At 38.1% G+C, this 12,665-nt stretch carries 12 protein-coding genes; 6 read left to right on the top strand and 6 right to left on the bottom strand.

Translation table 11 applies throughout. The features are described 5' to 3' along the window. Positions 1–78 precede the first annotated feature (78 nt). The 4 genes from CH354_RS14635 to CH354_RS14620 all read left to right on the top strand — a co-directional run bounded on the left by CH354_RS14635 (position 79) and on the right by CH354_RS14620 (position 2,956). Positions 79–576 carry an RNA polymerase sigma factor gene (locus tag CH354_RS14635; protein ID WP_100715897.1) on the top strand — a complete coding sequence of 166 codons (498 nt, stop codon included), beginning with the start codon at positions 79–81 and terminating at the stop codon, positions 574–576. Positions 577–581: 5 nt separating this feature from the next. Next, entirely contained in the window at positions 582–1,622 is a 1,041-nt protein-coding gene (locus CH354_RS14630; protein ID WP_100727931.1) for a FecR family protein, read from the top strand. Positions 1,623–1,702: 80 nt separating this feature from the next. Next, the gene (locus CH354_RS14625) at positions 1,703–2,254 is read left to right on the top strand and encodes a methyl-accepting chemotaxis protein (protein WP_100715899.1); all 552 of its coding nucleotides are present in this window, start codon (positions 1,703–1,705) and stop codon (positions 2,252–2,254) included. A 309-nt stretch (positions 2,255–2,563) separates the two neighbouring features. Further along, on the top strand, positions 2,564–2,956 hold the full coding sequence (locus CH354_RS14620; RefSeq protein ID WP_100727930.1) for a TIGR04452 family lipoprotein: 393 nt from the start codon (positions 2,564–2,566) through the stop codon (positions 2,954–2,956). Between the two features lie 467 nt (positions 2,957–3,423). On the opposite strand, the gene CH354_RS14615 is transcribed toward CH354_RS14620, so the two are convergent. From CH354_RS14615 to CH354_RS14600, 4 genes are all read right to left on the bottom strand, one after another. Further along, a complete protein-coding gene (locus CH354_RS14615; protein ID WP_100727929.1) occupies positions 3,424–3,696 on the bottom strand; it encodes a hypothetical protein in 273 nt (90 codons plus the stop codon). Between the two features lie 24 nt (positions 3,697–3,720). After that, on the bottom strand, positions 3,721–4,020 hold the full coding sequence (locus tag CH354_RS14610) for a hypothetical protein (protein WP_100727928.1): 300 nt from the start codon (positions 4,018–4,020) through the stop codon (positions 3,721–3,723). Between the two features lie 61 nt (positions 4,021–4,081). Next, positions 4,082–6,133: a S8 family serine peptidase gene (locus CH354_RS14605; protein WP_100727927.1), complete on the bottom strand. Its 2,052-nt coding sequence runs from the start codon at positions 6,131–6,133 to the stop codon at positions 4,082–4,084. Between the two features lie 21 nt (positions 6,134–6,154). Beyond that, positions 6,155–7,702: a choice-of-anchor D domain-containing protein gene (locus tag CH354_RS14600; protein WP_322113185.1), complete on the bottom strand. Its 1,548-nt coding sequence runs from the start codon at positions 7,700–7,702 to the stop codon at positions 6,155–6,157. 266 nt (positions 7,703–7,968) lie between these two features. On the opposite strand from CH354_RS14600, the gene CH354_RS14595 reads away from it, so the two are divergent. Further along, positions 7,969–8,709, top strand: coding sequence for a lysoplasmalogenase family protein (locus tag CH354_RS14595; RefSeq protein ID WP_243396106.1), 741 nt, complete (start codon positions 7,969–7,971; stop codon positions 8,707–8,709). On the opposite strand, the gene CH354_RS14590 is transcribed toward CH354_RS14595, so the two are convergent. After that, positions 8,706–9,572, bottom strand: coding sequence for a methylated-DNA--[protein]-cysteine S-methyltransferase (locus CH354_RS14590; RefSeq protein ID WP_100727925.1), 867 nt, complete (start codon positions 9,570–9,572; stop codon positions 8,706–8,708). The two genes, CH354_RS14595 and CH354_RS14590, sit on opposite strands and share 4 nt — an antisense overlap. A 122-nt stretch (positions 9,573–9,694) precedes the next feature. Between CH354_RS14590 and hrpB the strand changes: the two genes are divergently transcribed. Continuing rightward, a complete protein-coding gene (hrpB, locus tag CH354_RS14585) occupies positions 9,695–12,160 on the top strand; it encodes an ATP-dependent helicase HrpB (protein WP_100727956.1) in 2,466 nt (821 codons plus the stop codon). On the opposite strand, the gene CH354_RS14580 is transcribed toward hrpB, so the two are convergent. Beyond that, a complete protein-coding gene (locus CH354_RS14580; RefSeq protein WP_100727924.1) occupies positions 12,142–12,627 on the bottom strand; it encodes a hypothetical protein in 486 nt (161 codons plus the stop codon). The genes hrpB and CH354_RS14580 overlap by 19 nt on opposite strands. Positions 12,628–12,665: the final 38 nt, after the last annotated feature.

Below are 12,665 nucleotides of genomic sequence, written 5' to 3'. Positions count from 1 at the left end.
AGAGAGGAATGGGATTTTACTTGTCAGAGACTCGGTTTTACGAACACATACAAGATTGTGTCCGACAATTCTGTCTCTATGAGTCAAATCTACGAAAGAAGTCATAAACGAATTTTTGACTTTCTTTATAAGTACACTCAAAACGCGGACACAGCCATGGATTTGATGCAAGACAGCTTTTTAAGTTTCCATAAACATTATGGTAATGCTGGTCTCTCGGAAGAGAAGTCCATCATGGTTCTGTACACCATCGCTCGCAATTTATCCATTAATTATGCTAAAAAATTTTCCACATCTAGGGAAATTGCTTCTGATGAAATCGAATTTCACAGTCATAATCCAAAATTAGAAACAAAAGCAGAATACCAAGATTTGGAAGACCGCTTGTATTCGTTTTTAGGAGAACTTTCGGAGGATGAAAGGTCAGCGTTATTACTCAAAAACGTAGAAGGATTCCAACTCGTTCAAATCGCGGAGGTCTTAGGAGTTTCTGTTTCCACCGCCTCAAGGCTTGTCATCAAAGCCACTGAGAAAGTATTGGCCATAGCAAAAAGGGAAAATCTGGTTCCAGATTAAAACGAATGAGCGAATTAGAAGACCAAAAACACATAGAAGCGTTGGAAGCCCTTTTGCGAAAACCGTCCAAAGTGACGGAGCAGGCGGAGTTCCCAAATTGGGAAACATTGGTTACACGTTCCCCTCGCGAAGAATGGAATGGACCATCCTCTAGACCAAACAAAGTCCTCTCTTTTTTTCGGAAACCGGCAGGTCTTACCCTTGTGGGTGGGACTAGTTTTGCCATCGCAGCCGCCATATTGTTTGTTTTTCTCATCAAACCTAAAACCACTTCTACCGAAGTGTCTTCCTCGGCAGTGATGGAGAAAAAACGCGAGATTCTCTCTCCACTTTCTGTTTCTGTATCCCAAGTAAAGGGGAAGGTTTTTGTTTTTCCAGCTGGCAGTGCTACGAAAGTACCATTGGTAAATAAATACCAAATCACTTCGGGAGATGTCATCACAACGGAATTGGCATCCCAAGTAGACTTACAGTTTGAAACTGGTTCTTGGTTACGAATCAATCCCCAATCGGAAGTCATTGTTCAGTCGTTACAAAAATCTGATCTAGGATCATACTCACAAAAGTTCTCTGTGAAAAAAGGAAAACTTTTTGCTTCTGTTTCTAAACTTTCGAAAGACAGTGAGTTTATTGTCCAAGCAGGAGAACACCTTACGCAAGTTCGTGGAACTATTTTTAGTATTTCCTACGATGGACTTGTGGAAACAGTTGCGGTGCGAGAAGGATCTGTTGCTTTCGGGGATTTAATCCTAAATGCTAAACAACAAGCAGTTGTTAAACAAGGAGAGACATTCCCTGTCATTGCCTCTCAATTGAGTCCCAAAGAAGATAAAGAACTTAAAGCTTTTTATACCCAATCCATACTTGCCAAAGAGTCATTACTTTACCTTGAACATTCTCGTTTGGAATTGGTTCGTTTAGAGGATGGAACCGAATACCGAGGTGTGATTTTAGGACAATCGGAAACCCATCTCCACTTCCAAGGGATGGATGGAAAGATCGAAATCCCCATCAAAAACATTCTCGAAACCGAAAAAATCCGTTAAAATTCATAAGTTTTTTGACAAGATTTCCTTTTTCTGAAAGGCTCTTTACCGAATACCTCTAAGATCATATAAAGGAAATTATGCCAGAGAATCACAAAAAAAACTTTCGATTTCGTTATCTCATCGATAAAGAATTCCAATTAAAATTCTTAGCACATTATTCTCTTCTGTTTATTTCTGGGGTGATTGTCACTCTTTTGTTCTTATATTGGTTGAACCAATCCAAATATGATGGTGGGGCAGTGTTCCGCCTTCGTCAGGATGCACAAACAGTGTATTGGAAAGTGGAAAACGAAGATGCGGCTCCAGGTGAAGCCAAAGAAAAGTTTGTACCACGGGAAATTTATCTGCCCAATTACGACCACCAACTGAATTTATACACCATCCAATTTGATGCAGTGGTGACACTTTCTGTCTTATATTTATTGTTAATCACAGTTTTCTCCATTTTCAAATCACATAAAATGGCAGGTCCTGTCTTTAGCATCAAACGTTCCTTGCAGAGGATGGCTTCTGGAGACCCAATTGAAACCATTCGGATTCGAAAAGGGGATGAATTCCAAGAGTTAGTAGAAGTGTTGAATGAAGTGATCCAAAAGAGGATGAACGACCAAAACAAGAAGTCTACATAAGATTTCTATGTCACATGAAAGTAGGGGCGGCCCCCGCCCCGAATTGGGTGGTGGAGGTGGGCCTTGTGGGCTTTTTTCCCAAATCCAACCCTAACAGAATTTTCATAAAAAGTCCACTCCTACCTTCCCTTTTGAAAAAATTACAAACAAAAGTTCACCTTTAGAACCAATTCTCTGCTGGATTCGAGTACCATCCTCGATCTTTTCACGATTCCAAACCCAATTGAACTTATTTTCTAAAATGGGAACAAGTCCTTCATACGATTCCGATTGACTTTTCTACATACATTCGTATAAAATTTTTCCGATATGAAACAATCTGGAAAATCGATTATCGTAGGGATCATTCTTTTGGGGATGACTTTAGTGACAAACTGCAACCAACCAACTCTTGCTAAGCTCAATAAAGACAATATCTTGGGGGCAGATGCGAAAGAAGAACTCCTCCAAGCTTCCAAAAGAATAGATGGTGTCAAATTTGCCTCTCTGGGAGTCAACTCATCAGGAGCAGCGGCATCTTCAGAGCTTCTAAATGGCATTTTGATTCCAATCCTTGCCGAGATTAATCCAGATAAATATTATAAACGTGATGGTGTGGACGCTTGTGTAAAGAATATCTATATTCTTGGATTAGCACTTCCCAATTATGCTTCTGTCGAACTTTCCTGCAAAATTGAGGAAGTGAAAACTTTCGATTTTTAAGAAAACTGAAACCAATGAATGGAATCAAAATTTCCTTCATTGGTTTACTGAATCAACTGAAGCGATACACCAAATAATCAACTTCGAATACTTTTACTTTTGAAGCCTTATTTTGATTTGAGATACTATGAATTATGAAGCAATATGGTACTTCCCATAATCAATCTTATGTCACATAACATTTGTTACCGTCTGTATAGAAAGGCACATCGGTAACATATTAGATCATTCACATGGGTGGCATTGAATACGTATTGGGACTGTGACTAAGCCATCATAAGTTTGGTCGTTTGAATTGTTACAAACCAAACTGATGATGCTAATTTTAATGATAGACTATTGTTCCACGCAAAACAATTTCCAACTGTTGTTGCCACAACCGCCGTTACCAGTGGCAAAATTGACTGATGTAGAACCGATACGATTGGTTCTATATAAAACGAATGAATACAAATGCGAAACGAACTTTATTTTGTACCACAGGCTTTTTTCTTTAAGTCTTCACAAAGATAAGAACCTACCAACCTTTCTGCATCACATCGAAATTTTGCTGATGCTTTGATTTCGGTACTCCCTGTAACTGCCGAAGCGGATTCCGCACAGTAGGTATAGGATTGGTAAATCACAAGTGAACATGCTAAATAATCTAAATCGGCACGTTCACATTTTTCATAAGAATCGCTAGTCTTCGTACATTGGCTGAAGATGAGGAAAACTAGAACGAGGAAGGTTTGTCGCATGGTCACGTTGTTAGTTAGACAAAATTATGGATTTGAATTGGAATTTTTTTTCTCTAGGATAGCATTCGTTTCCACATACCGAACGGAAGGATTTTGTTTCAATTCCATTTTTAATTTTTCTAATCCAGGATCCACATCAAACTGAATTCTATAAGCAGGTTTGAATTGAATGTGGAGTACTAACTGATACGTACCGAAACCCTGGAGAAGTTGTTTCCATTCCTCCATTGATAACTCTTTTTCAGTACCTACAATGTAGTCACCACGATGTGAGCTTGGCTTCATTGGTATATGATTTAGTATAGGTTTTTTACGTTCTGCCATACTTTCCTTCACCCCTTGCGCACATGTAACGTAAGGGATGAGAAGAATAGAAAGTAAAAGTTTATTGAAGCGTTGCTGTAACACCTGTCACCTGATTGATGTGTTTCACAGAATCATTCGCATTAATAGCTTTGCCATATTTTGTATTGGAAGATATTGTTGCCGTCGCAGTTCCACCATCTATTAACTTTTGGATAACTTCCGAATACGTAAACAAAGGATTATAAGCTCTAATCAATGCGGCAACCCCTGCTACATTTGGTGTTGCCATTGATGTTCCATTGTAATTACCGTAAGAGTTATTAGATGCAATCCAAGCACTTAGATAAAAGTCTCCAAACATTACTCCACCATTTTGCACAGTGCTATCTGATTTGTATCTGTATCCTACTGTACAACTTGTCACTGCTGAATTCATACAATTTGTCAATGTAACTTCTTCAGATAGAATGAATGAATAACCAACTCCAGAAATTGTTTTTCTACACAATTTCTGAACATACATTGATCGATTGTAATCTGGGAGAGTTAGAAGTGTTCCACCAGAAAACGGACTTGAGGCATCATTTTTGTAATATACTTCAGTATAATCATAACATGTATCTCCAATTGATTCACCATCTGAAACAATTGTCTGAAACAAAGATACTTTCGTCGAATTGTTTGGAATGGTAAACGATTTATAAACAGTTCTATCAACACTTGCAGAGACAGATGTTGGGTTATTGTATGGAGGAGTAAAATTGAAGTTAATGACAGAACAATCATTGGGTAATGCTAAACCTTTTAGAGTGCCAGATCCAATTGCACAAGACTGATAAGCCCAAGTAACGGATCCACCAGACCCACCAGTTGTCCACCCAGTATAATTCGAAGTTCCTTCATTGTAGGTAGTTTCACTTCCAAAAATACTATAGATATTGGTTCCTGGAGCACCGAAGTCAACAGCACGATTTGCAGCAGTAGTGGTTGTATCAAAATTAGAAAAGCTCGCACGTTGGAAATTTTGATCTAGTGCAGCGATACAAATTTGATTCGCATTATTGTTTTTACAAGGGTAGGAATTTCCAGATGCGAGATCTGTGTTTTCATTCCCAGCTGCTACCACAACTAAAACATCATTGGCTTTTGCAAATTCTACCGCATCGTAAATCAACTGGCTGAATTGTGTTCCACCTAAACTCATGTTGATGATTTTAGCACCGTTTCTTACAGCAAAGTAAATTCCGTCGGTAACAGTAGCGTTACTTCCTCCACCTACTCCCAATACTCGAACTGACATGAGTTGAGCAGATTGGCAAACTCCAGAAATTCCTTTATTATTATTTCCTACTGCACCAATGGTTCCAGCTACGTGACTTCCATGGCCTTCCTCATCTTTTGGATCATTGTCGCCAGAGGCAAAATCCCATCCATGATTAGGGCATCCACCACCAATTGTAAATCCATCTTTATCTTTGCAACTTGCGGAACCATCCCACATATTTGCTGATAAGTCCTCATGGTTATAGTTGATACCTGTATCAAGCACAGCAATAATGATAGAACTGCAGTTCGAAGTCACATCCCAAGCACCTAATACGTTCATATCTTTCCCGATAGCAGACTCACCTGGTGGGTTATTCGTTGTATAAGATGGTGATGAAATGGTTTGATTTGTGTTATTTAAACCCCAAAGTTTTCCAAAGTCAGTGTCATTTGGAGCTGTAGCTTGCGCATAATAATAGTATTTTGGCTCAGCATATTCGACGGAAGGATCAAGTTTGGCACGAGTGACTGCATCAGCTACCGATTCATTACTAGCAATTTTTACTGTTGTAAAATTTGCTCTTTTACTCACATGTCCAACTTGAAAACCTAATGATCTCGAACGATTGAATATTTCATCACTTGAGACAGATGGTTTGAATTTAATTATAATTTCATCTGGTGCAAAATCAGGTCGATTTGTTGCTCCAGATTTTGAAAGTGAATTGGTAATACTACTTTCAAATCGGAACGGTTCAGTTAAAAAATTCCGTTGGTTTGGATTGGAAATAATAACTGTTGATGTAAGAGCTGTTATTAGACAAATGAGTTTTATTTTCGAAGCGTAACTTAGTTTAGTTTTCATATCTGTTATTTTCCTTTTGGATTAGGTAGAAGGTACATTTACTGATGTTTGAGTCGATGGTGTTCCACCGGTCGTATTGTATTTACCAAATGCAAAAACCTTTATATACCATGTCCCATAAGTATTCACTGTGATGATTTTGGTAGTAGGAGTTGTACCACCAGCATTTGGGACTGTGTCGCAAAATATAGTAGTCCCATTTACATCAGCAGGATTAAACCCACTTGTTTTACTATAACAAACCTTATAACCACCATCGGTATCATTCACCGCTTTTTCTTTTAATGCAGTCCATGAAACAGAGATACCTGCATTCGATTTTCCAGTCCCTTCTACTGTGATATCAGATGATGAGGATGAACCATTGTTTCCATTCGTACTTGTGACTCTAACGACTGCTGTTTTGGATCCACTTGTAGTCGGGGAGAAAGTAACTGTAAATGTTGTACTTTGTCCTGGAGTCAATGACGTAGAACCTGCAGCACTCGTTGTGAATTGATCTGTATTCCCACTGAATTCATTTACAGCAAGTCCTGTGAGTGTTGCCGTTCCGTTATTGGTGATCGTAACGGTTTTTGCCGTGGAAGATAAACCTGGCCATAAAATTCCAAACGTTGGCAGAGTTCCACCAGAAGTATACGAACTAGAGTTATGTGAAATGGCTATGGTTGGAACTGGTTTTACGGTTGCTGTACCGTTCACTGTAAATATAAAATTGGATGGTGTTGCATTCACTGTAATCGTTGATGATTTTGATGTTGGCGTTGTATTCGCTGGTGAAAACGTTACATTAAATGTAAATGTTCCATCTTGTGCTAATGTTGATCCATTCGCAACGGAAACTGCAGAAACCGTAAACTGTGCATTGGAACTCTCCACAACGGGAGTTCCTAAAGTGGAAGGTAAACTCCCTGTATTACTAATTGTGAACTGAACCGGTGTTCCAGAAGATTGTTCTTCTACACTTCCTACATTAAAACTACCATTGCCTACAATTTCAGTTGCTCCTTGAGAAACTGTCAACTTTGCTGCAGCTGGTCCGCCTGTACCAGTGAATGTTAATTGGAAGGCAGATAGTGCTGGATCCGAAGTGGATAACTTTACAATTGCAGTCTTAAGTCCTTCCGAAGTTGGTTTGAATCGCAAACTAAAGGTTACAGAAGCATTGGGTGCAAGTGTTGTTTGGTTCGGTTGTGTCAATTGGAAGTGTGAACTATCAGTTCCACTGATGGTGACAATTGGGGATCCTGGCAAAGTCAGGGATGAGGTACCTTTGTTTTGGATTGTGAGAGTCGCTAATTTTCCATTGGTCGTATTGATGGGTTCAGAACCTAAACTGATACTTGACCCACTTTCCCTAGCAACACCCGAATAAGTAACTTCTAACTTCGGTGCTCCGACATCCGTTCCCCCTCCCCCTCCACCGAGTCCTAACAGAGCAAATGCGGCTCCCCCTCCACCACCTCCGCCCGCACCCGGGCAAGATATAAACGTGAAAATAGAAAATAAGGGAATTAGAATGTACTTTTTTTGCATGTGTTTGGGACCAAAACGTTGATTTTCGACCACTATAATATCCCTAACAAAGAATCGCAAGTAGAGTGTAAATTGCTAGTGGGGTCATAAACCGTTAAAAACGGTGCAAGTCCATTTTTAGAACGTATTTTCTGGTTTGATTCCATTTTTTTACCAAAACCAAAGTTTCTTCACAGTTAACATTGGATCTGATAATGTTAAAATGGTTTGTTATTGGAAACAAAATCAATTTTGTAAAGATTACCACTACTAATCAATCAAAGCATTGCTTTTAATTCTGAAGCATGGTAATATCCATTATGGTATATTATTTCATTCTCACAGCCATTCCCTTTGCCATCGTTTCTGCTTTTTGTATCCATTGGATCACCCTAAGCGACGAATCGAATCCAGAAAAACGTTTAGAGATTTCCCGAGGGGTATATTTAGGATTTTCGTTCCAAGTGATTGTTTTTGCTTGGTTATTATTCCAATTAGGTCATTCACGTTTTGCCTTTCCAGTTGTTGCAATCGCCTTTTCTATGCTAGGTGACTGGTTCAATTTACAATTCCCATTGGCGAAAAAATATATGAAAGATCCTGTTTTAGGTGGCATCTTTAGTTTCGCCATTGCTCAAATCTTTTTTTTATTGGCCATTCGCCAATTGATCACTTGGGAAGAATTGTATTCTAGTCCGAGACCCTTCCTCATTACTTTACTTTTTATCATATTGCCCGCTTTGATTTTCTATTTTAGAGTGTACAATCCGAATCGTTCCAAATGGGTGATGGCTTCTGCGTTTATTTATGGAATCATTTTGTGTTTTTTTGTGTCCCTATGTATTAACGCCTATTTGTTGTATGGTGGTGTTTGGATTTATTTGGGAATTGGAGCAGGATTTTTCCTTCTCTCAGATGCTGTGATGGGTGAAACAACAATCAATGGTACAAGACATCCAAAATGGGAATTTCAAGTTCCATGGATTACCTATCTAATTGCTCAGTGTTTTTTACTCGTTGGTTTTTTTCTTGTTTCCCATACGAGACTACTTGCTCATTAAAATGAAAACTCTGAATCCATTTTAAGAGAGTGAGTTGCTTTCTCCCACAAAAGTAATGTTTGTTTGCGTTTGGGGTCCCAACGGTAACCACCAAATAAACCAGAAGATTGGATGACTCGGTGGCAAGGAATGAGTACTGCAATTGGATTTTTTCCAATGGCGGTACCCACTGCACGTTGTGCATTTTTTTTGCCAATGGATTCCGCAATTTCTCCATAAGTGGAAGTATCTCCTGAAGGGATCGACAAAAGTGATTGCCATACCTTTATTTGGAAAGGAGTCCCTAACACAGACAGATGGATAGGAGATTTTGGTAACGAAAACGTTTGTAAAAAATCCTTCACTGGATTGTGTATTTCTCTTTGTTCTTCAATCCAACTCGCATTTGGGAAACTTACTTTGATTGCAGACAAACTCTCTTCTTTGTCCTGACCTGGTTGTAAAAACTGTAAACTCTGAATCGATTTCTCAGACGATACAACTACCATTTCCCCTAGAATTGTAGGAAAAAACTCATAGTATAAGACTACCCCTTCTCCAAACGATTTATATTCACCTGGAGTCATTCCTTCTAATTTGATAAATAAATCGTGTAATCTACCTGTGCTGGATAATCCCAATCGGTATGTAGTATCAAGTATTGATGTTTTTTGGATGATTCGTTTAGCGTGTGTTACCGTTACAGAAGATAAAAATTGTTTGGGTGTGACACCAACATACTCTAAAAACAGTTTTTGGAAATGAGAAGGACTTAATTTGGCAATTTGAGCCAATGAATCTAAACTGGGTTGGGATTCAAAATTTTGGATCAAATATTCAATGACATTTTGAATGAGTTGGTAATGTTTTCCTTGCGATTCCACAATGAAAGTTTACTCAATCCTTTGGGATTCGAAAACCCGATTCTTGTGATTTTTCCAAAAAAATACATTTTGTTTGCATTTTTTTACGGGTCTTGGAAGTATTTTTTTATACTAAAAAGACTGTGAATCCCAACTTCGAAACATTCCCTGTTTTATCCGCCTTACAAAAGATAGTTGATTCTATCCAAAAAAATCCTGTAACGATTTTGGATGCACCACCGGGTTCTGGTAAAACGACTGCCCTACCTTTGGAACTTTTAAAATTCAATTTAACTGCAGGGAAAAAAACTTGTATCCTCGAACCAAGACGGATTGCAGCAAAAAATGCAGCCAAACGGATTTGCCAGACCATTGGAGAATCAGTTGGCGGAACTGTTGGATACCGTGTCCGTTTTGATTCTAAAATCAATCGAGATACAAAAATCGAATTTGTTACTGATGGGATTTTAACAAAATATCTACTGTCTGATCCTGAACTGTCTGAATATGGTTTACTTATCTTTGATGAATTTCATGAAAGAAGATTAGAATCGGATCTTTGTTTTGCTTTGGCTAGAAAATCCCAAGAGATCTTTCGAAGTGATTTAAAAATTCTCATCATGTCTGCTACTTTAGAAGGACAAAACTTTGTTAATCTTGGGATTACAAATCCTCCCATTGAAGTTTCAACTGTCACACATCCATTAGAAATTTTCTATATGGGCCAATCTCAAAAAAATATCATACAACGATTCATCGACCTAATACCCAAGGCAGTCGAACAGACAACAGGCGATATTTTGGTTTTTTTATCGGGGAAAAAAGAAATTTTAGATTTAAAATCCCAACTTGAGGTAAACCAAACAATCAAAGAGAACTCTATCGTTCTTCCTTTGTTTGGAGATATGAATTTATCTGACCAAGAAAAAATCTTCTTACCAGACTCTCGAGGCAGAAAGAAAATTATCTTATCCACAAATATTGCAGAATCATCTGTAACCATTCCTGGTGTGCGAGTCGTTTTTGATTCTGGTTATTTTAAACATACAATTTTTGATCCTGATTCGGGAATCACACACTTGGTCCGAGACCGAATTAGTCTCAGTAGTGCAAAACAAAGAGCAGGACGTGCATCGCGTGAAGGGAAAGGATTCGTTTACAAACTTTGGTCCAAAGAGGAAGAATCAGACTTTTATGATCGTACGAAACCAGAAATCCTCGAAGGTGATTTAGACCGCTTGGTTTTGGAAATCAAATCATTTGGTGAAGAAATAAATTCTCTTCCTTTCCTTGACCCACCAAACAAAGGTTCACTGGCACTTTCCATGGCACGTTTAAAATTATTAGGTTGTTTAGACAAAAAAAACCAACTTACAGATTTAGGGAAAGAAACGTTATTATACCCCCTTCCCATTCGATTAGGATGTGTGATCTCACGGTTGCCAAAAGAAAAAGAAACTATCATTGCAGACATTGTATCGATTTTGGGTAAAGAATCCACAGGAACAGAGACAAAGGAATTTCCGAATTCCATTTCACAGAATTCATTCTCACAAGAATTAAAACTCGTTTATGAGCAAATTTTGAGCATTTTTAAAGGGAAAAATGTTTATCCACAAAATAACAAAAGTGACCACAGAGACTTTTATTTTTGCAAAGGATTTCCAGATCGGATAGGAAAACGAAAAGAAAAAGAGGGGAAAGAGTATAAACTCTCCAATGGAAAAATAGGTACGTTTAATTCAAACTTACTCCACTTACCCGAATACATACTTGCACTCGATACAATTTCTTTTGGATCTACTTTATACATCACACAATACCTCCCCATTTCTATTGAACAAATCGAAGAAAGTCTTAACGAACACATTGAAACATTACAAAGCCCTGAAATGAAAACAAACCAAAGGGATGAATCTTTTCTAATTGTCAAAGAGGAAAGAAAAATTGGGGATCTGATTTTGGATTCTAAAGAACTCACAAAACCAAATCCAACCTCCATTCAAAATGCTCTGTTAGAATACTTATCTAGTTTGGATTGGGATTACGAATGGAAAAAAAGAGAAGACCTTTTGTATTATTATCATCGAGTACAATTTTTGGTCAAAAATGGTGTGTTAGGTGTCAATGTTTCCCTGGATCATTTGAAATCAACAGTAAAGGAGTGGCTGTTTCCATTTCTAAATTTTGAAGCACAAAAGTTTTCTTTAACAAATCTTCCATTTTTAGAAGCATTTAAATCTTATGTAGGATATGAAAACCAATCGATCATCCAAAAGGAGGCACCGACATCAATCCAAGTTCCTTCTGGTTCTACTTTACCCTTACAATACCATAACAATGAGCCCGAGTTACATGTCAAATTACAGGAGTTATTCGGACTTAAATCTTTACCAAATTTAGCAAATGGGAAAGTAAAAATCTTAGTCCATTTGTTATCACCCGCAAGAAGGCCAGTTCAAATTACAAAAGACTTAGAAAGTTTTTGGAATAACGGATATCATGAGGTAAAAAAAGAGTTAAAAGGACGTTATCCAAAACACCCTTGGCCAGACAAACCTTGGGAAGCGATTCCTACAAAACATTTAAATCACAACAAACGTTCGTAAGTTGAAACCCAACCTTTTTGGTTCACAAAAAATTTCGATTGGCAATTAGGACAAAGGTGATCTCCCATTTGTTTGAACCGAAGTAAAGTTTGGCACTCAGGACAATGGATCGTTTTCCCTTCCTGTGGAGATTTGGGAGTGAGTTCGTTTGCGGGAGTATCCCCGATATAAAAAGATTCTAAATAATGGATACACTCTGCTTCTTCGTCAAAAAACGAAAAGAAGGCATTTTGTTCAGATGGAACTTCCGATTTTAATCCAAAGCCTGCTAGTTTTGAACCAGTTTCTTTGCATCTCTCCGCCATTTTCCTTAAAAATTCCCAACCGACTTCCGTCACCTCTGTGACTTCTGTAAAATCAAGGCAAAAAAGCGAAGGCGAAAGAGTTTCTTCCTTTAGTTTTAAATAAAGTTCCGAGCCAATTTCTGCGGAAAAAATCCCCGCGAGGCGGAAAAGAAGTGATTTCAAACAGGTTTTTCCTCTTTTCTATTCTTCGGAACAGATTC

Origin of the sequence: Leptospira levettii (genome assembly GCF_002812085.1) — a bacterium.
Lineage (GTDB): Bacteria > Spirochaetota > Leptospiria > Leptospirales > Leptospiraceae > Leptospira_A > Leptospira_A levettii.
The sequence above is the reverse complement of the archived record's forward strand: the minus strand, read 5'-3'. Positions and strand labels throughout refer to the sequence as shown.

Coding starts and splice junctions, on each gene's coding strand:
- CH354_RS14625 (WP_100715899.1), top strand. CDS start 1,703: ATGCCAGAGAATCACAAAAAAAACTTTCGATTTCGTTATCTCATCGAT.
- CH354_RS14630 (WP_100727931.1), top strand. CDS start 582: ATGAGCGAATTAGAAGACCAAAAACACATAGAAGCGTTGGAAGCCCTT.
- CH354_RS14605 (WP_100727927.1), bottom strand. CDS start 6,133: ATGAAAACTAAACTAAGTTACGCTTCGAAAATAAAACTCATTTGTCTA.
- CH354_RS14635 (WP_100715897.1), top strand. CDS start 79: ATGAGTCAAATCTACGAAAGAAGTCATAAACGAATTTTTGACTTTCTT.
- CH354_RS14595 (WP_243396106.1), top strand. CDS start 7,969: ATGGTATATTATTTCATTCTCACAGCCATTCCCTTTGCCATCGTTTCT.
- CH354_RS14620 (WP_100727930.1), top strand. CDS start 2,564: ATGAAACAATCTGGAAAATCGATTATCGTAGGGATCATTCTTTTGGGG.
- CH354_RS14610 (WP_100727928.1), bottom strand. CDS start 4,020: ATGGCAGAACGTAAAAAACCTATACTAAATCATATACCAATGAAGCCA.
- CH354_RS14615 (WP_100727929.1), bottom strand. CDS start 3,696: ATGCGACAAACCTTCCTCGTTCTAGTTTTCCTCATCTTCAGCCAATGT.